Annotated in this window: 18 protein-coding genes and 1 pseudogene; 3 read left to right on the top strand and 16 right to left on the bottom strand. The window is 70.0% G+C overall.

What is annotated here, in order from left to right; all coding sequences use genetic code 11:
- Positions 1-22: 22 nt before the first annotated feature.
- The 9 genes from GGR16_RS18170 to GGR16_RS18130 form a co-directional block, all read right to left on the bottom strand.
- On the bottom strand, positions 23-1,153 hold the full coding sequence (locus tag GGR16_RS18170; protein WP_019400151.1) for an alpha/beta hydrolase: 1,131 nt from the start codon (positions 1,151-1,153) through the stop codon (positions 23-25).
- Positions 1,140-1,841, bottom strand: coding sequence for an ABC transporter ATP-binding protein (locus tag GGR16_RS18165; protein ID WP_183317515.1), 702 nt, complete (start codon positions 1,839-1,841; stop codon positions 1,140-1,142). The genes GGR16_RS18170 and GGR16_RS18165 overlap by 14 nt, the downstream gene beginning before the upstream one ends.
- Positions 1,841-2,605: an ABC transporter ATP-binding protein gene (locus tag GGR16_RS18160; RefSeq protein WP_183317514.1), complete on the bottom strand. Its 765-nt coding sequence runs from the start codon at positions 2,603-2,605 to the stop codon at positions 1,841-1,843. The genes GGR16_RS18165 and GGR16_RS18160 overlap by 1 nt, the downstream gene beginning before the upstream one ends.
- Positions 2,602-3,615 (bottom strand): branched-chain amino acid ABC transporter permease, encoded by a 1,014-nt coding sequence (locus GGR16_RS18155; protein ID WP_019400154.1) that lies wholly within the window; start codon positions 3,613-3,615, stop codon positions 2,602-2,604. The genes GGR16_RS18160 and GGR16_RS18155 overlap by 4 nt, the downstream gene beginning before the upstream one ends.
- On the bottom strand, positions 3,608-4,522 hold the full coding sequence (locus GGR16_RS18150) for a branched-chain amino acid ABC transporter permease (RefSeq protein ID WP_183317513.1): 915 nt from the start codon (positions 4,520-4,522) through the stop codon (positions 3,608-3,610). Before GGR16_RS18150 ends, GGR16_RS18155 begins: the two co-directional genes overlap by 8 nt.
- Positions 4,523-4,594: 72 nt before the next feature.
- Positions 4,595-5,758, bottom strand: coding sequence for an ABC transporter substrate-binding protein (locus GGR16_RS18145; RefSeq protein WP_019400156.1), 1,164 nt, complete (start codon positions 5,756-5,758; stop codon positions 4,595-4,597).
- Positions 5,759-5,817: 59 nt separating this feature from the next.
- Complete coding sequence (locus tag GGR16_RS18140; protein ID WP_183317512.1) at positions 5,818-6,366, bottom strand: 3-hydroxyanthranilate 3,4-dioxygenase; 549 nt, start codon at positions 6,364-6,366, stop codon at positions 5,818-5,820.
- 36 nt (positions 6,367-6,402) lie between these two features.
- Positions 6,403-7,374, bottom strand: coding sequence for a dihydrodipicolinate synthase family protein (locus tag GGR16_RS18135; protein WP_183317511.1), 972 nt, complete (start codon positions 7,372-7,374; stop codon positions 6,403-6,405).
- On the bottom strand, positions 7,371-9,656 hold the full coding sequence (locus GGR16_RS18130; RefSeq protein ID WP_183317510.1) for a xanthine dehydrogenase family protein molybdopterin-binding subunit: 2,286 nt from the start codon (positions 9,654-9,656) through the stop codon (positions 7,371-7,373). The genes GGR16_RS18135 and GGR16_RS18130 overlap by 4 nt, the downstream gene beginning before the upstream one ends.
- Before the next feature lie 136 nt (positions 9,657-9,792).
- Between GGR16_RS18130 and GGR16_RS26450 the strand changes: the two are divergent.
- Together GGR16_RS26450 and GGR16_RS18125 are read left to right on the top strand one after the other, a co-directional pair.
- Positions 9,793-9,924 (top strand): annotated as a pseudogene (locus GGR16_RS26450) (helix-turn-helix domain-containing protein); the annotation flags it as partial.
- 62 nt (positions 9,925-9,986) lie between these two features.
- The gene (locus GGR16_RS18125; protein ID WP_343059846.1) at positions 9,987-10,709 is read left to right on the top strand and encodes a LysR substrate-binding domain-containing protein; all 723 of its coding nucleotides are present in this window, start codon (positions 9,987-9,989) and stop codon (positions 10,707-10,709) included.
- Here the strand turns inward: GGR16_RS18125 and sigJ are convergent.
- From sigJ to GGR16_RS18100, 5 genes are all read right to left on the bottom strand, one after another.
- Positions 10,699-11,586 (bottom strand): RNA polymerase sigma factor SigJ, encoded by an 888-nt coding sequence (sigJ, locus tag GGR16_RS18120; protein WP_183317509.1) that lies wholly within the window; start codon positions 11,584-11,586, stop codon positions 10,699-10,701. The genes GGR16_RS18125 and sigJ overlap by 11 nt on opposite strands.
- Before the next feature lies 1 nt (position 11,587).
- Positions 11,588-12,019, bottom strand: a complete 432-nt coding sequence (locus GGR16_RS18115; protein WP_026015482.1) for a carboxymuconolactone decarboxylase family protein — start codon at positions 12,017-12,019, stop codon at positions 11,588-11,590.
- 124 nt (positions 12,020-12,143) lie between these two features.
- Positions 12,144-12,659, bottom strand: coding sequence for an HPP family protein (locus GGR16_RS18110; RefSeq protein WP_183317508.1), 516 nt, complete (start codon positions 12,657-12,659; stop codon positions 12,144-12,146).
- A gap of 17 nt (positions 12,660-12,676) precedes the next feature.
- Positions 12,677-14,272: a 2Fe-2S iron-sulfur cluster-binding protein gene (locus tag GGR16_RS26535; protein WP_183317507.1), complete on the bottom strand. Its 1,596-nt coding sequence runs from the start codon at positions 14,270-14,272 to the stop codon at positions 12,677-12,679.
- Between the two features lie 63 nt (positions 14,273-14,335).
- Complete coding sequence (locus tag GGR16_RS18100; protein ID WP_053194105.1) at positions 14,336-14,878, bottom strand: carboxymuconolactone decarboxylase family protein; 543 nt, start codon at positions 14,876-14,878, stop codon at positions 14,336-14,338.
- 126 nt (positions 14,879-15,004) lie between these two features.
- Between GGR16_RS18100 and GGR16_RS18095 the strand changes: the two genes are divergently transcribed.
- A complete protein-coding gene (locus GGR16_RS18095; protein WP_183317506.1) occupies positions 15,005-15,904 on the top strand; it encodes a LysR family transcriptional regulator in 900 nt (299 codons plus the stop codon).
- Between the two features lie 6 nt (positions 15,905-15,910).
- On the opposite strand, the gene GGR16_RS18090 is transcribed toward GGR16_RS18095, so the two are convergent.
- Entirely contained in the window at positions 15,911-16,216 is a 306-nt protein-coding gene (locus GGR16_RS18090; RefSeq protein WP_019400907.1) for a DUF6522 family protein, read from the bottom strand.
- A gap of 39 nt (positions 16,217-16,255) precedes the next feature.
- A complete protein-coding gene (locus tag GGR16_RS18085; RefSeq protein WP_183317505.1) occupies positions 16,256-16,681 on the bottom strand; it encodes an RrF2 family transcriptional regulator in 426 nt (141 codons plus the stop codon).
- Positions 16,682-16,880: the final 199 nt, after the last annotated feature.

The following is a 16,880-nucleotide window of genomic DNA, read 5'->3' as shown; positions in this document are numbered from 1 at the left end:
GCGCCTGTCCTTCGTCGCGGGCTCAATCGGCGGCCGTCGCCAGCGCCAGATCGAGCAGCGCGCCGCCGTTCAGGTCCTCCAGCAGGCTGAAATGATGCCGGTCGGCGGCGATGAGCGGTGCCGGCGCGCCCCAGGCTTCGGCAATGACGCGCGACTGGCGCTTGAACTCATCGCTCTCCTTCTCGCCGACCGCGACGCCGATGCGCAGGCCGCGCGGTGGCGGATGGCCGAGCGGGCTGAGCCGCGCCGCAAGGGCCGCATCGTCGAGGCCGAGCAGCCGGCCGAGCGGCAGGAGGCCGAGCGGCGTGAGGTCGAAGAGGCCCGAGAGCAGCAGGGCTGAGCGCACCGGCGGGTCCCGCGGGTCGAGCGCCGCCATGGCGGCGAGGTGCCCGCCGGCGGAATGGCCGGCGAGGTGAATGCGCGCGGCATCGATACCGAGGCTGTCCGCCTCGCGCGCGAGGAAACGCAGGGCGGCCCCGACCTGGGCAACAATGACCCTGAGCGGCGTGTCGGGTGCGAGGCCGTAGTTAGGCATGGCGACCGCATAGCCGGCGTCGAGCATGCCCCTGGCGAACTGGGCGTGCTGGGCCTTGTCGGAGGCCTGCCAATAGCCGCCGTGCAGGAAGACCCACAGCGGCGCGCGCCTGGCTCCTTGCGGCCGGTAGAGGTCGAGCCGCTCGTAGACGCCGGGGCCATAGGCGAGATCGAGCCCGCGATGATGGGCGCGGAAGGCTTCGCCGTCCCGGCTCCATTGCCGGAAAAGCGCCTCCATGTCCGTCTGCAGGCGCGGGCTGTACTGGCGGGCGAGCTCCGGCAGGCTGTAGCCGGCATAGACGGGTTCCGCAGGTGGCGCGGCAGGCGGCGCGAAGCTCGCACGCACCGTCAGGCCGTCATCCGTTCCGGGGCGCAGCGTGATCGGCGGGCGGAAGCCGGCGAAGACTTCACGATAAGTGAGGTCGACTTCATGGCGCGCCGGGTGGAAGGCGGCCGGATCGGCGCTCTCCCAGACCATGCCGGTCAGATGATGCGGGCCGCAGCCGGCGGCCACGAGGCCCCGCAGGATGGCGGAGAGCGCCTCGCGCAGTGCCGCGACCGGATCGCGGTGCGACGAATGGGCGGCAAGCGGGGCAGGATCGTTGTCAGACGCCGACATAGCGGTGCACCAGTTCCGTATCGCGGGCAAGGTCGGTGCTGGAGCCGGTCCACACCGTGCGCCCCTTTTCGAGGATGTAGTGGCGGTCGGCGAGGCGCTTCAGCGCGTTGAGGTTCTTGTCGATCAGCAGGATCGACTGGCCCTCGGCCTTGAGCGCGGCGATGCAGTGCCAGATCTCGGCCCGGATGACCGGCGCGAGACCCTCGGTCGCCTCGTCGAGGATGAGCAGCTTGGGGTTCGTCATCAGCGCCCGGCCGATGGCGAGCATCTGCTGCTCGCCGCCCGAGAGCGTGCGCGCATACTGGTCCGCCCGCTCCTGAAGCCGCGGAAAAAGGGCGTAGACGCGCTCCAGCGTCCACGGTTGGGGCCGGCGCAGGCGGTTGGCCGCCGTCGCGACGAGGTTCTCGCGCACCGTGAGCGTCGGGAAGACCTGGCGCCCTTCGGGCACGAGGCCGAGGCCGCGGCGGGCGACGGTTTCCGGCGCCGCGCCGCGGATGTCGGCGCCGTCGAGCGCGATGCTGCCGCCGCGCGGCGCAAGCAGGCCCATGATGGCGCGTACCGTGGTCGTCTTGCCCATGCCGTTGCGGCCGAGCAGGGTCACGACCTCGCCCTCGGCGATATCGAGCGCGACGTCGAAGAGCACCTGGCTCGTGCCGTAGGCGGCCTCCAGCTGGCGGATGCTGAGCATCAGGCGTCCCCCTCGCCGAGATAGGCCGTGCGCACGTCCGGGTTGTCGCGGATCTCCTCCACCGTGCCCGTCGCGATGATGCGCCCGTAGACGAGGACGGAGACCCGGTCGGCGAGGGCGAAGACCGCATCCATGTCGTGCTCGACGAGGAGCATGGTGGTCCGGCCCTTGAGCGCACGCAGCGTCTCCACCATCTGGCCGCTTTCCACGTGGCCGAGGCCGGCCATCGGCTCGTCGAGCAGCAAGAGGCGCGGCTCGCAGGCGAGGGCCACGGCGAGCTCGAGCTGCTTCTGCTCGCCGTGCGAGAGGTCCGCCACCCGGGTCTCGGCGCGGTTGGCGAGGCCGCTCGCCGTCACGTGGCGGCGGGCGCGTCCGCGCAGGCCCTCGTCGCGGCGCGCGTCGGCGAGGAAGCGGAAGCTGTGCCCGTCCCGTGCCTGTACGGCGAGCGCGACATTGTCGAGCACCGTGAAGTCGGGCAGCAGCTGCGTGATCTGGAAGGTGCGGCCGAGCCCGCGATGCACGCGGTCGGGCGTCGCGAGATGGCCCACCTCCTCCCCGTCGAGGCGGATGGCGCCGGCATCCTGCCTCAACTCGCCGAAGAGCTGCGCGATGAGCGTCGTCTTGCCGGCGCCGTTGGGGCCGATGAGAGCATGGAGCTCGCCCGGCATCACGTCGAGATCGACGCCGTCGGTGGCGATGAGGCCGCCGAAGCGCTTGGCGAGGCCGCGGACGCTGAGAAGGGGCTCGGGCGAGATCCCGCTCATGGCTTGCCTCCGAGCCGCGCCAGCAGTGCCTGCAGCCCGCCGCGCGTGAACAGCACGACAGCGAGCAGTAGCGGTCCGAGGATGATCTGCCAGTGCTCCGTCCAGGCCGCCAGCACCGTCTCCAGGATGACGAGGGCGGCGGCCCCGAGCAGCGGCCCGAACAGCGTGCCGACGCCGCCGAGGATGACCATGATCATCAGTTCGCCGGACTTGGTCCAGTGCAGCATGTCCGGGCTGACGAAGCGCAGGTAGTTGGCCATCAGCGCGCCGGCGAGGCCGGTGCCTATGCCGGAGATGACGAAGGCGGCGAGCTTGTAGCGGTAGGGCGCGATGCCGATGGCGGCCATGCGGCGCTCGCTCTGGCGCAGGCCGACGAGGACGAGGCCGAAGCGCGAGCGCACGATGCGCGACAGGAGCGCGAAGAAGGCGGCCGCCACGCCGAGGCAGATGAAGTAGAAGACCGTGTCGTTGCGCGTGTCGAGGCCGAAGAGCTCGTTGCGCCGGCGCACGATGAGCCCGTCCTCCGCGCCATAGGCCGTCAGCGAGGCGAAGAGGTAGAAGATCATCTGCGCGAAGGCGAGGGTGATCATGATGAACTGCACGCCGCTGGTGCGCAGCGACAGGGCCCCGATCACGGATGCCAGAAGGCCGGAGACGACGACGGCCGCGGGCAGGGTGACGAGCAGCTGGTTGCTGCCCGTGAACAGGCCGAGGATGAGCTCGTCCGCGACGTAGTGCTGGTAGAGGATGCCGACGGTATAGCCGCCGATGCCGAAGAAGGCGGCATGGCCGAAGCTGACGAGCCCGCCGTAGCCGAGGGCGAGATTGAGGCTCGCGGCCGCGATGCCGTAGATGAGCACGCGCGTCGCCAGCGCCACCGTTGCCGGCGAGCCGGCGGCCTGCGCCACGAACGGCAGGAGGACGAGCGCCGCGATGACGGCGGCCGCCGCCAGGAGCGGTTTCGCGGAAGGTGGGGCAAAGCCCGTCTGCGCCGTCACGGTGTCACGCATTGGCGATGAACAGTCCCTTCGGGCGGACGAGCAGGACGACCGCCATGAGAAGATAGATGCCCATGGACGACAGGCCCGCTCCCAGGGCGTCGGCCTCCGGGCCGGTCGTCAGCTGGCGCAGCAGGCCGGGCAGGAAGGCGCGCAGGAGCGTGTCCACGACACCGACGATGAGCGCGCCGAAGAAGGCGCCGCGGATGGAGCCGACGCCGCCGATCACCACCACGACGAAGGTCATGATGAGGATCTGCTCGCCCATGCCGACCTGGACGGCGAGGATCGGCCCCGCCATCAGCCCGGCGAGGCCCGCGAGCAGCGCCCCGAGCCCGAAGACGGCCGTGTAGAGAAGCCGCACGTCGACGCCGAGGGCCCGGACCATGTCGCGGTGCGTGGCGCCGGCCCGCACCAGCATGCCGATGCGCGTGCGGTTGATGAGAAGGTAGAGGCCGACGGCCACCGCAAGCCCCACCGCGATGATGGCGAGGCGATAGACCGGATAGGCGAGCTCCGGCAGGATCTCGATGGAGCCGTTGAGCGCCGGGGGGATGGAGACGAAGAGCGGCTGGCGGCCGAAGAGCAGCGTCACCGTCTGGTTGAAGAAGAGGATGAGGGCGAAGGTGGCGAGCACCTGGTCGAGATGGTCACGCGCATAGAGCCGGCGGATCACGAGATATTCCATCGCCATGCCGGCGAGGCCGGCCGCCGCGAGCCCCGCCGGCACGGCGACGAGGAAGGAGCCCGTGCGCTCGGCTGCGATCGCGGCGGCATAGGCGCCGATCATGTAGAGCGAGCCGTGGGCGAGATTGATGACGCCCATGATGCCGAAGATGAGCGTCAGCCCCGCCGCGAGCAGGAACAGCATCACGCCGAACTGCAGGCCGTTCAGCAATTGTTCGAGGAGGAGCGTCATCTCGGGCCCGTCTTGCCGTGGGCGGGCAGCGGCGGCGGGCGTGCTGCCCGCCGCTGCCGCAGCAATGCGCCCTCAGAGCTTGCACTGCTCGGCGTAGGCGTCGCCGTGGTCGGTGAAGATGGTGCCGACGGTCTTCAGGACGAGCTTGTCGCCGTCCTTCTCGACGCGCAGGGCACGCCAGTCCTGGACCGGGTGCTGGTTGGGGCCGAACTTGAAGGCCCCGCGCACGGACTGGAAGTCGGCCTTGGCGAGGGCGGCGTTGAACGCCTCGATGTCGTCGAGCTTGCCGCCGGTCTGCCGGAGCGCCGAGGCGATCAGCAGCGCGGTGTCGTAGCCCTGGCTCGCATAATAGGTCGCCGGACGGTTGTAGGCCTTCTGCCAAGCGTCCATGAAGGTCTTGTTGGCCGGATTGTCGAGGTCGGCGTTCCAGTGGCTCGAGACATTGACGCCGAGCGCCGCCTCGCCGACGGCGTTGAGCGTCACGTGGTCCATGGAGGGAGCGGCGAGGACCATCGGGATCTTGCCCGTCAGGCCCGCCTGCTGGTACTGGCGCAGGAAGGCGATGCCGAGGCCGCCCGGATGGAACTGGAAGACGACGTCGGGATCGGCCGCGCGGATCTGCGCCATCTCCGCGGCGAAGTCCGTCTGGTCGAGGCGGGTGTAGACCTCGCCGACGATCTCGCCCTTGAAATAGCGCTTGAAGCCGGCGAGCGCGTCCTTGCCGGCCTGGTAGTTGGGCGCGAGGATGAAGGCGCGCTTGTAGCCGAGATTGGTCGCGTTCTGGCCCGCGCTCTCGTGCAGGCTGTCGTTCTGCCAGGAGACGACGAAGTAGTTGCGGTGGCATTCCTTGCCGGCGAAATTCGACGGCGCGGCATTGGGGCTGACGTAGACGGCGCCGGAATCGACGATGTCCGGCACGGTCGCCCCCGCGACGTTGGAGAAGACGATGCCGGTGAACAGCTTCACGCCGTCGTTCTTCATCAGGCGGTCGGCGATCTGCTTGCCCTGGCCGGGCTTCAGGCTGTCGTCCTCGACGATGAGCTCGACCGGCACGCCGCCGAGCTTGCCGTCCTCCATGTCGATGGCGAGCTTGAAGGCGTCGCGGATGTCCTGTCCGAGATAGCCGCCCGGGCCGGACAGCGTCGTGATCATGCCGATCTTGACCGGCGTCTCGGCGCCTGCCGGCAAGGCGGCGCCGGTCATCGCCAGCGCCAACAACAGCGATTTGAACTTCATTGCGGTTCCTCGGCCAATCGTTCCGTCTCTGGGTCGTCGTTGTCGGGTTCTCGTGCCCGTTATAGCGCTACCCATCCCTCCGGAGGCTTGCGCCCGGGGTGGATGGAGCCGCAGTTCGGACAGGTACGCTTTTTTTCGTCCGCATAGAAGGCCTCATAGAGCGGTGGCAGGTCGCGCACGATGCTCTTGAGGCTGACCTCGACGCGGTGGACGAGGGTGCTGCAGTCGAAGCAGTACCATTCGAAGGCGTCGATCTCGTCCGGCTGGCGCTTGGGCTCGATGACGAGGCAGATCGACCCGACCTCCGGGCGCTGCGGGGAATGGCGCACGTGCGGCGGCAACAGGAAGATGTCGCCCTCGCGCAGCGGCACGTCGTAGAACGCGCCGTTGTCGACCACCTTGAGCAGGGCGTTGCCCTTTATCTGGTAGAAGAACTCCTCGACGGGATCGTCGTGATAGTCGGTGCGCTGATTGGGGCCGCCGACGACGGTCACCATCATGTCGGCGTCCTCCCACACCTGCTGGTTGCCGACGGGTGGCTTCAGCAGATGCTGGTGCTCCTCGATCCACCTGGCGAAATTGAAGGCTTTCAGGCGTCCGGTCTTCATCGCGTCCTCTCCTCCGCTTTACGTTTTCGGCACCGTTCACGCCGCGGCCGTGGCTGCGGTCCGGAGCCCGCAGGTGTCGAAGGCGGCGCGCGTCGCCGCCTTCTCGGCCTCCGTCAGGGGCAAGAGCGGCGGGCGCACAGCCCCGCCGACCTGGCCGAGCAGTTCCTGCCAGTATTTCTGATGCGCATGCGGCTTCTCGGCCGGCCGCGTGCCGCGCAGCGCCCGGCGCACGGGCTCCAGGCTGTCGCGCACGGCGCGCGCCCGCTCCGCCTCCCCGCGCAGCGCGAGATCCGTATATTCGCGCATGCGCAGGTCGTGCGGCGTCTGGACGAGATAGGGCGGCGACGAGCACAGGTAGAGCTGCCAGCCGAGCTCGAGAACATTGTCGAGCCACTCCTCCTCCGAGGCGGTGCTGACGAGGATGCGGTCGCCCGCCAGGCGCGTCAGCTCGGCATACATCGGCCGCGGCACGCTGTACTTGATGGCGACGACGTTCTCGATGTCGGCGAGGCGGTTGCAGAGCTCCGGGCTCATGAGGTAGCCGCTGTCCGGGTGGCTCCACAGGGCGATGCCGATGCCGACCTTGTCGGCGATAGCGCGGTAGTATTCGTAGACCGTCTCGTCCTGCGCCTTGAAGAAATGCAGCACCGGCGCGTGGATGACGATGTAGTCGGCGCCGACCTTTTCGGCGTGGCGCGCCAGGTCGATCACCACGTCCATGTTCTGGTCCGAGCAGGACATGATGGTGGCGCCGCGGCCGGCCGCGGCCTCCACCGCGATCTCGAAGCTGCGCTTGCGCTCCTCCACCGACATGGAGAAGAACTCGCCCTGCTTGCCGGCGATGAAGAGCCCGTCGATCTTCAGGTCGTCGAGCCAGTGGCGGATGTTTTCGCGAAATCCGTCCTCGTCGATGGCGAGCGCGGGCGTGAACGGCGTCAGCGCCGCCGCCCAGATGCCCTTCATGTTGGCCCGGGCATAGGCCTTGGCGTCCTTCTTCGCGTAATTCATGGCTTGCCTGGCCTTTCGGGACCGGTGCCGGCCCTGATCGCCTTCCAGATCTTCTGGCTCGTCAGGGGCATGTCGAGATGGGTGACGCCGTAGGGTGAGAGGGCGTCGAGGACGGCGTTCACGATGGCGGCCGGCACGCCGATGGTGCCCGCCTCGCCGACGCCCTTGGCGCCGAGGGGATTGGTGGGGGAGGGGGTCTCGAGCTTGTCGATGGCGACGGGCGGCACGTCGGCGGCGCGCGGCATGGCGTAATCCATGAAGGAGCCGGTGACGAGCTGGCCGTCCTCGTCATAGACGAGGCTTTCCATCAGCGCCTCGCCCATCCCCTGCGCCATGCCGCCGACGAGCTGACCCTCGACCAGCATCGGGTTGAGCACCGTGCCGGCATCGTCCACCCACGTGAGCCGTTCGATTGTCGGTACGCCCGTCTCGCCGTCGATGCCGACCACGCAGATGCAGCAGCCGCTGCTCCAGGCCTCCCCGTCGGCATAGAAGACGACAGAGGTGGAGAGCGCTGTGTCCCCCTCCGTGCCGGCGGCGAGGCTTTCGCCCATGCCCTGCCAGGAGATGGCGCGGCCGGTACCGTCGAGGGCGACGAAGCCGCTCTCGACGGCGGCGACATGCGCCTCGGCGCATTGCAGGAGCTTTGCCGCGGCCCGGCGCGCCTCGTCGCGGAAGGCTTCCACGGCCTTGAGCATGGCGCTGCCGCCGATGGCCGTGCTGCGGCTTGCGAGTGCGCCGATGCCTTCGGGCGCGCCGGCGGTGTCGCCGTGGCGGACGCGGACGCGCCCGGGCGGCACGCCGAGCCCGCTGGCGACGATCTGCGCGATGGCGGTTTCCCGGCCCTGGCCCTGCGCCGTCGCGCCGGTGGCGGCAAGGATACCCCCATCTGCGGCGAGCGAGACGGTGGCGCTCTCCCAGCCCTGCCCGCACGGCTCGACATAGAGCGCAAGGCCGATGCCGCATATTTCGCCGGCGGCGCGCCGGGCGGCGATCTCTTCGCGCAGCCGGGCATAGTCTGCCCGCTCGCAGGCGCGGGCGAGCAGTTGCGGATAGTCGCCGGAATCGAGGGTTTCCCCCGTCGCCGTGCGGAACGGAAGCTCCTCCGGGCCAAGGAGGTTGCGCCGCCGGATCTCGGCGGGGTCGAGCGCGAGCGCCCGCGCCGCCGCATCCATCAGCCGCTCCATCAGCATGGCCGCTTCCGGGCGCCCGGCGCCGCGGTAGATCCCGACGGCGGCCGTATTCGTCAGCCGGCCGGTGAGCGCGATCTCGACAGCGCCGATGCGGTAGGGCCCCGGCAGGATGCGCCCGGCATTGCGGCCCGGCGCGCTCGCGCTGTAGGGCAGCCAGTGGCCGAGCGGGAAGTCGAGGTTTGCGCGGAGCGCGAGCGCGCGGCCGTGCCGGTCGAGCGCGAGGGACCCTTCGAGCCGCCCGCCGCGACCGTGCGTGGCCGCCTGAAGGTCCTCGCCGCGCGTCGCGCACCATTTCACGGGGCGGCCGAGCCGGCGCGCGGCCCAGGCGACGAAGACATCTTCGGGATAGATCGAGGCCTTGCCGCCGAAGGCGCCGCCGACATCCGGCGCGATCACGCGCAGCCGCGCTGCGGGCAGGCCGAGGATGCGGGCAAGGTCCTGGCGGGCGCGATGCGGTGTCTGCGTCGACAGCCAGACGGTGAGCAGGCCCTCGGCCTCGCTCCATTTGGCGAGCGCCGCGCGCGGTTCGAGCGGCGCCGGCGCGAGCCGGGCGTGGGCCACGGAGACATGAACGATGTGGTCGGCGCCGGCGAAGGCGGCTTCGACATCGCCGGCCGCCCAGCGATGGCTGATCGCCTCGTCGTCCGGGCCGCCGTCGCGCAGCGGCATGGCTTCGATCTCCGCCGCCACCAGCTGCGCCGCATCGCGGGCGGCAGCGGCCGTCTCGGCGATGACGGCGGCAAGGGGCTGGCCGACGGCCTCGACGGTGCCTGAGGCGAGAACGGAGAAGCGCGGCACGCGGATATCCGGCAGGAGCGGATTGACCGATGCCTCGCCCAGCGCGCCGAGCTCGGCGCCGGTGAAGACGGCGACGACGCCCGGCGCCGCGCGCGCCTCCGCCGTGTCGATCGCCGCGATGGTCCCCCGCGCGTGGCTGCTGCGCACGAATTCGACGTGGAGACAGGCGTCGGGCGCGAGATCGTCGACGAAGCGGCCGGCGCCGGTGACGAGTCGCGCGTCCTCGAAACGGGGCAGGCTCACCCCGATCCACCGGCCGACGCTCGTCTGGCGTTGTTCGCTGTTCGCCAAGGCCGCCTTCCCCCGAATGAACGGCAGAGCCTTCCGCGCATCCGGGGAAGGCCGGCGACGATCACAGCAAAGGGCCGGCTATATGACAATTCGGTGAATTTATATTAATTAAGAAGAAGAACCTATAAATCGCGCCATGAACGTCACCATCCGCCAGATCGAGGTGTTTCTTGCCGTGGCCGAGCTCGGCAGCTTCACGCGCGCCGCCGAGCGGCTGCGCATGACGCAGCCTGCGCTGTCGCAGCAGGTGCGGGAGCTGGAGGCCGCGCTCGGCATCCGCCTGTTCGACCGCACGACGCGGCGGGTGGAACTGACGGCGGGCGGGCGGGAATTCTTGGCCGCCGCCGGCAAGGTGCTGGAGGACCTCGAGCTTGCCGTGCGCAATGCGGCCGACCTTGCCGAGCGCCGCCGCGGGCGCATCGTCATCGCCGTCCGCCGCTCCTTGCCGCCGCCATCCTGCCGCGTGCCATCGCCGAATTCCGCGCGAGCCATCCGGGCATCCAGGTCGCCGTGCTCGACACGGGCACGGACCGCATCGTCGAGGCCGTGCGTCTCGGCAAGGCCGATTGCGGGCTCGGCACCTTCGCCCCGGCCGAGGAGGGCATCGAGCGCGCCAGCCTTGCGCGCGACAGCCTGATGCTCTTCTGCGGCCCCGGCAGTCCCTTCTTCGATCGCGATGCCGTCGCCTGGCGAGAGCTTGCCGACGAGCCGCTCGTCACGCTGACGCGCGACAGCGGCATCCGCCTTCTCGTCGAAGTCGGCTACGAGGCGGCCGAGGTGCCGCTGCGGCCCGCTTTCGAGGTCTCGCAGATCACGACCGCCGTCGCCCTCGTCGAGGCCGGCCTCGGCTCGGCCGTGCTGCCGACCTATGCCTTCGCCGCGGCTGAGGGAAAGCGCGTGGCGGCGCGGCCCCTGACCGCGCCGTCGATTTCCCGCGACATCGTCCTCATCCATGCCAGCGGCCGCTCCCTCTCGCCGGCCGTCGCAGCCTTCGAGCCGGTGTTGCGACGCTGCGCGCAGCGACTGACGCCGCGCCGTTCCTTCAATGTCTGACAAGCGCCGTCAGGCCGGCGAGCTTGTCGGGGTTGCGCATGATGAAGACGTCGCTCGTCCGGCCCTCGGCATCGAAGCCGAAGGTGACGGCCGCGACCGGCGCATCGGCGTCCGTGAGGATGAAGCCGAGCTGGCCGTTGATGGCGGCCTCCACCCAGCGATAGCTCCGCCACCATTCGTGCAGCCGCCCGGCCAGGAAGTCGAGCACCGCCTCGCGCCCCTCGATGGGCTCGCGCGCGGCCGTCGCCTTGCCGCCGCCGTCCGCGGTGACACGGATGTCCTCGGCGAGGAGCCGCGTCAGGCCGGCGGTCGCGCCCTCCGCCACAGCGGCCTGGAATGCGGCCAGCAGCTCCTGCTGGCGCTCGAGGGGCGCGACGTGGCGGACGGCATCGCTGCCGACCGCCGCCTTGGCGCGCGAGACGAGCTTGCGCACGGCCGGCTCGCGCAGCTCCATCGCCTCCGCCACGGCGGCATAGTCCATGTCGAAGATCTCGCGCAGCAGATAGGCGGCCCGCTCCTTCGGCGTCAGGCGCTCCAGCATCAGGAGGAAGGCCGTCGTCAGCGTCGCCGCGATCTCGTGGCTCTCCGCCGCCGCGTGGCCGACCGGCGTGTGGATCGGCTCCGGCAGCCACGCCCCGATGTAGTCGACCCGCTTGCGATGGGCCGACCGCAGCATGTCGATGCAGCGGCGGGTGCAGGTGGCCGTCAGCCAGGCGGCTGGATTGTCCACGGCCTGTGTGTCCGCGAGACGCCATTTCAGCCACGTGTCCTGCACCGCATCCTCGGCATCGGCGCGCGAGCCGAGGATGCGGTAGGCGAGGCCGATGAGCCGCGGGCGCTCTTCCTCGAAGACGTATTCGTGTTCGCCCGCGTCCATTTCAGTGCCCCGAGACCTGGATGCGGTTCCACAGGTTGATCATGGCGACGGTGGCCGTGAGCGCGCCGATCTCGGCCTCGGAGAAATGCGCGCGCAGCCGGGCACGCAGCGCGCCGAGGTCGCGGTGATGGTCGAGCTCCGTCAGCGCCTCGGTCCAGGCGAGGGCGGCCTTCTCGCGCTCGGAGAAGTCGTTCACCTGGTCCCAGACGATGATGCGATCGAGCCGGTCGTTCGTCTCGCCGTCCTCCCGCGCCTCGCGCGTGTGCATCTTCACGCAGAAGGCGCAGCGGTTCATCTGCGAGGCCCGCAGCTGGACAAGGTGGTGGATCGTTCTGTCGAGGCCGTGGCCGTCGATCACCGGATGCACGCTGCCAAGCACCTTCAGCACGTCGGGAATGACCTGATCGTAACGCACGCTTCGTGTTTCAGTCATCGTCGTCTCCTGTTCGCGGCGACTTCGCCGTTCATGGGCATGACGATCGGGTGGATGCCCCTGTGACGTGGGGCGCGGAAAAAATCCTGGGCGTCAGCGTGACCCTGCCGCTCCTGCCGGTATCTCACAACCAGTAGCGCGGATAGTCCCTTCGCCCGGTGCAGCGGTGATAGAGGAGGGCCACGGCGACGAGCGTGGTCGCGCCGGCGAGGACCGGCGTCACGAGGAAGGACCAGTCGGCTCCGGCGAGCATGACGAGGAGCGGGTTGGCGCCGGCCGGTGCGTGGGTCGTGCGCGTTACGAGCATCGCGGCGATGGCGAGACCGACGGCGAGCGCCATGATGGCCGCACTCGTGCCGAAGAGGCTCATCATGCCGAGGCCGATGGCTGCGGCGATCAGATGCCCGCCGACGATGTTGCGCGGCTGCGACAGCGGACTGTCGGGCAGCGCGAAGGCGAGGACGCAGCTTGCGCCGAACGGCGCCATGATGAAGGCGGCGCCGGACCAGTCGGCGAGCGAGAACATGGTGAGCGTTGCCGAAAACCCTCCGAGGCCGGCGAGCAGCGCGGCGCGCGCGGATGGGGCAGGGGGCGGGCCGCCGGCCGTGCGCAGGCGGGCGAGGAGACGGCTTTCAGTCATGTCGGGTACTTCGTCGATCAGAGGTCGAGGACGAGCCGTTCGGTCGCGGCGCGGGAGACGCAGATGCACATGAGGCCGGCCCGGTCGCGCTCGTCGGGCGTGAGCACGCTGTCGCGATGGTCGGGCGTTCCGGCGATCACCTTGACGGCGCAGGTGCCGCAGGTGCCGGCGCGGCACTCGGAAGGCGCGTCGACGCCCGCCGCGATCACGGCATCGAGGATCGTCTCCTCGGCCCGCACCGCGACGGTGCGCCCGGAGCGGGCGAGATCGACGGTGGTGGGGCCGTCGTCCGCCGCCGGCTCGCCGGCCGTGAAACGCTCGAAGTGCAGGCGCTCCGGCGCGATGCCGAGGGCCGCCGCCGCTTGCCGGACCGCATCGATGAGACGCGCCGGTCCGCAGACATAGACCACGGCATCGGCCGGCATGGTCGCGAGGACCTGCCTCACATCGAGCGGCGCGGGCTTGTCGCCGCGGCTCGTGTAGGGCCGCAGTCGTGCGCCGATGCGCGCCGCAAGATCGTCGTGGAAGGCCATGTCCGATGCGGTCGGCGCGACGTAGTGCAGCGTGAACGGCCGATTGCCTGCCGAAAGCGCCAGCGCCATGGCCCTGAAGGGCGTGATGCCGATGCCGCCGGCGATCAGGATGGCGGGCCGTTCGTCAGTGTGCAGGGGAAAGCGGTTGGCGGGCAGGCCGCACCGCAGGACGGTGCCGAGCCCGATGTCGCGATGGAGTGCGGCCGAGCCGCCCCGGCCGTCCTCGTCGAGGCGCACGGCGATCTCGTAATGCCGGCGCTCGGCCGGGTCGCCGGCGAGCGAATAGCTGCGCGTTTGCTCGCGTCCGTCCGCAAGGCATACGGGAACGTGGAGATGGGCGCCGGCCGTCCAGGGCGGCAGGGCCTCGCCGGAGGGTGAGCGCAGCTCGTAGAGGCGGACCTTCGGCGTGAGCTGGCGGATGGCCGACACGACGAGCGAAAGCGGACCATTGCCGATGGCCTCGGCGGTGCCGGCTGACGCAAGTCGCCGGTTCTCGGCCGAGAGCTGCTCGATCTGCCGCTGCAGCGGGGCCGTGAGCGCGGCGATCTCGTCCTCGGTGAAGCGCGGCACGATGTGCTGCGGGCAGTTCCAGTCGAAGGCCTCGACCGTGATGACGACGGCCCGCTCGACGCGTGCGCGATAGGCGGGGTTCTCCAGCCGCGCGACAAGGCCGGGGTCCTCGTCCTCGTGCACGATGCGGGCCCGGCCCCAGATCTTCAGCCGGCGGCGGTTGGCATAGTCCATGAGGATCAGCGCCACGCGCCCGTCGGCGGCGATGTTGCCGACGCTGATGTACTGCACGTTGCCGCGGAAATCGGCATAGCCGATGGTCCGCTCGCCGAGCACCTTGAGGAAGCCGCGCGGCCCGCCGCGGAACTGGACATAGGGCCACCCGCCTTCGCCGACGCTCGCCTGGTAGAAGCCGTCGCGGGCCTCGATGAACGTCGCCTCGCGGGGGGTGATGACATCATGCGTGTCGCCTGCCGCATCGAGACCGGCATAGGTGGCGCGGCTCCCGTAGCGGGTCTGGGCCGCCTTGACGCTCGGGGTGAAGGCGATCTTCGCGAATGCGCGGGCCATGATCGCGTGCTCCGGGATAGGCCCGGCGCGGAGGCGCCGGGCGCGGGGCATGGAAGGGTGACGTCAGGCCGCCTGGAGCGTGACCCTGGGGAAGTCGATCTCGACGCGGCTCGCCTTGCCGAGGATGTTGGTGGTGAGGTTCATGCCGACATGGACGATGATCTCGACGATCTCGGCATCGCCGAAGCCGGCCGCACGCACGGCTTCGATTTCCGCCGTCGTGACCTCGCCCTTGTGTTCGACGAGCGCCCGCGCGAAGGCGACGGCGGCGGCGGCCCTGGCATCCTCGGAGGAGCCGCGGCGGTTCGCCTCCATCTCGGCGCTGCTCAGGCCGGCCTTGCGGCCGATCGCCGTATGGGCGGAGAGGCAGTATTCGCAGGCATTCTGCTCGGCCAGGGCCAGCGCGATCCGCTCGCGCGTCTGCGGGTCGAGGCTGCCGTTCTCGGCAATGGCGTAGAGGCCGAGGAAGGCGCCGAGCGCGGCGGGGGATTGGGCGAGCACGCGCAGGAAGTTCGGCGTCATGCCGAGCTTGGCCTGAACGGCGTCGAGCAGCGCCTTCGCCTCGCCCGTTGCGGCGGCGGGATCGACTGCGGAAATGCGAGCCATGGGAGAGCCTTTCTGTCCGGGGATGCCGGGTGTCTTGCATCCGGTGCACTGGACAATGGTAATTTCATCAGCTGTATAGAATGCCGATAGAAGGCAACTGACCATTGCGGCAGGTGGAATAATCTCATGGACCGTTTCCAGGCCATGGCGGTCTTCGTCGCCGTCGCGGAGGAGGAGGGTTTTGCGGCGGCGGCGCGCCGGCTGTCCCTGTCGCCGCCCGTCGTCACCCGCGCGGTCGCGGCGATCGAGGAGCGGCTCGGCACCCGCCTGCTCAACCGCACCACGCGCAACGTCCGCCTCACCGATGCGGGACGGCGCTATCTCGACGATTGCCGGCGCATCCTCGCCGAGATCGACGAGGCGGAGGAGACGGCCGCGGGCCTGCACCGCGAGCCGCGCGGGCAGCTGTCGATCACGGCGTCGGTGCTCTTCGGCCGCATGTATGTGGCGCCGATCCTGCTCGCCTTTCTCGACCGTTTTCCGGAGGTGACGGCGCGCACGTTCTTCGTCGACCGCGTGGTCAACCTGATGGAGGAGGGGCTCGACGTCGCCGTGCGCATTGCCGAACTGCCCGATTCAGGCCTGACGGCCCTGCGCGTCGGCTCGGTGCGGCGGGTCGTCTGCGCCTCGCCCGCCTATCTCGCCGAACACGGCATTCCGCAGGAGCCGCAGGATCTCGCGCATCACCGCACGATCGCCTTCCGCGGCCTGACGCCGGTGGCGGAGTGGATGTTCCGGGACGAGGCGCGGGAGATCGCCGTGCGGCCGGCGCCGCGGCTCGTCGTCAACACGGCGGAGATGGCGATCACGGCCGCCGTCGAGGGCCACGGCATCACCCGCGTCCTGTCCTACATGGTGGCGCCGGAACTGGCGGCGGGCCGGCTCAAGATCGTGCTCGCCGCATTCGAGCCCCGGTCCGTTCCCATCCATCTGGTGCATCAGGAGGGGCGGCGCGCATCGGCGCGCGTGCGCGCCTTCCTCGACTTCGCCGCCGAGCGCCTGCGCGCCGACCCATCCATCAATTGACGGCCGTCAGGGCCCGCCCGGGCGGTGCATGGCCCCGGGCAAGGCGCGGTCGCCGAAATCGACGACAGACTGCTGGAGCACCTCGCCCGCCTCATCCACGGTGAGGCGCACCCGGCGCCCCTTGTGGAAGAAGGTCAGCCGGTACTGCCCCCGGTGCTCGTCCTCGCCGCGCTCGCACAGGCTGGTGACCTCGCCCGCGCGCATCAGGTCAGGCAGCGCGGAGGGCGCGATGGCGAGGAGGTCGCCGAGCAGCGTCGCGTCGACGAGGAAGCCCCCGTCACTGCTGCGGTTCAGGCGTCTGACATGTCCCATCCGGTGCTCCGGTCATGACGGTATGCGGCGCGCCTCGCCTCAGGCGGCCGGCGCCAGAAAGTCCTCGGGCTTCAGCATGATGTCGGCGAGGGTGTAGCGGTCGAGCGTCGCGGTGAAGGCGTCGAGCGCCTCGCGCAGGATGCGCGGCAGCCGGCAGGGCCGCGTGATGAGGCAGGCATCGCCCGTGGCGAAGCATTCGACGAGATGGAAATCGGGCTCGGTCGCCCGCACCACGTCGCCGAGCCTGATGTCCTTCGGGTCATGTGCCAGGGCCAGGCCGCCGGACCGGCCGCGCACCGCCTTCAGGAAGCCTGCCCGGGTCAGCGCCGTCGCCACCTTCATCAGATGGGCGCGGGAGATGTCGAAGGTGCGCGCCGTCTCCTCGATGGTGATGAGCCGTTCGCCGGCCGATGCCGCGAGCATCAGCATGCGCAGTGCGTAGTCGGAAAAGTTCGTGAGCCTCATGGCCGCATGCTCCCGTGCCCGAAGGTGGCTTCAGAAAAGATGCATCCCTAATGCGATTTTTCAACATGTGTCGTGCGACCGCCCTTGACAGGGGCCGGCAACCCTGCGCGATAAAAGAGACATAGCAAATATGTCTTTTTAAATGTTCCAAAGGCGGAGGCTCGCGTGCCGACCGGATGCTCCCGCCTGCCTGCGATCG

The organism is Chelatococcus caeni (assembly GCF_014196925.1).
In the GTDB taxonomy this organism is placed as follows: Bacteria; Pseudomonadota; Alphaproteobacteria; order Rhizobiales; family Beijerinckiaceae; genus Chelatococcus_A; species Chelatococcus_A caeni.
Note: the sequence above shows the minus strand (reverse complement) of the source record. Positions and strands in the feature narration are given on the sequence as shown.

What these genes read in the sequence shown, in the direction of transcription:
- GGR16_RS18170 (WP_019400151.1), bottom strand. Translation starts at nt 1,153, where the DNA reads ATGTCGGCGTCTGACAACGATCCTGCCCCGCTTGCCGCCCATTCGTCG.
- GGR16_RS18165 (WP_183317515.1), bottom strand. Translation starts at nt 1,841, where the DNA reads ATGCTCAGCATCCGCCAGCTGGAGGCCGCCTACGGCACGAGCCAGGTG.
- GGR16_RS18160 (WP_183317514.1), bottom strand. Translation starts at nt 2,605, where the DNA reads ATGAGCGGGATCTCGCCCGAGCCCCTTCTCAGCGTCCGCGGCCTCGCC.
- GGR16_RS18155 (WP_019400154.1), bottom strand. Translation starts at nt 3,615, where the DNA reads ATGCGTGACACCGTGACGGCGCAGACGGGCTTTGCCCCACCTTCCGCG.
- GGR16_RS18150 (WP_183317513.1), bottom strand. Translation starts at nt 4,522, where the DNA reads ATGACGCTCCTCCTCGAACAATTGCTGAACGGCCTGCAGTTCGGCGTG.
- GGR16_RS18145 (WP_019400156.1), bottom strand. Translation starts at nt 5,758, where the DNA reads ATGAAGTTCAAATCGCTGTTGTTGGCGCTGGCGATGACCGGCGCCGCC.
- GGR16_RS18140 (WP_183317512.1), bottom strand. Translation starts at nt 6,366, where the DNA reads ATGAAGACCGGACGCCTGAAAGCCTTCAATTTCGCCAGGTGGATCGAG.
- GGR16_RS18135 (WP_183317511.1), bottom strand. Translation starts at nt 7,374, where the DNA reads ATGAATTACGCGAAGAAGGACGCCAAGGCCTATGCCCGGGCCAACATG.
- sigJ (WP_183317509.1), bottom strand. Translation starts at nt 11,586, where the DNA reads ATGGACGCGGGCGAACACGAATACGTCTTCGAGGAAGAGCGCCCGCGG.
- GGR16_RS18115 (WP_026015482.1), bottom strand. Translation starts at nt 12,019, where the DNA reads ATGACTGAAACACGAAGCGTGCGTTACGATCAGGTCATTCCCGACGTG.
- GGR16_RS18110 (WP_183317508.1), bottom strand. Translation starts at nt 12,659, where the DNA reads ATGACTGAAAGCCGTCTCCTCGCCCGCCTGCGCACGGCCGGCGGCCCG.
- GGR16_RS26535 (WP_183317507.1), bottom strand. Translation starts at nt 14,272, where the DNA reads ATGGCCCGCGCATTCGCGAAGATCGCCTTCACCCCGAGCGTCAAGGCG.
- GGR16_RS18100 (WP_053194105.1), bottom strand. Translation starts at nt 14,878, where the DNA reads ATGGCTCGCATTTCCGCAGTCGATCCCGCCGCCGCAACGGGCGAGGCG.
- GGR16_RS18095 (WP_183317506.1), top strand. Translation starts at nt 15,005, where the DNA reads ATGGACCGTTTCCAGGCCATGGCGGTCTTCGTCGCCGTCGCGGAGGAG.
- GGR16_RS18090 (WP_019400907.1), bottom strand. Translation starts at nt 16,216, where the DNA reads ATGGGACATGTCAGACGCCTGAACCGCAGCAGTGACGGGGGCTTCCTC.
- GGR16_RS18085 (WP_183317505.1), bottom strand. Translation starts at nt 16,681, where the DNA reads ATGAGGCTCACGAACTTTTCCGACTACGCACTGCGCATGCTGATGCTC.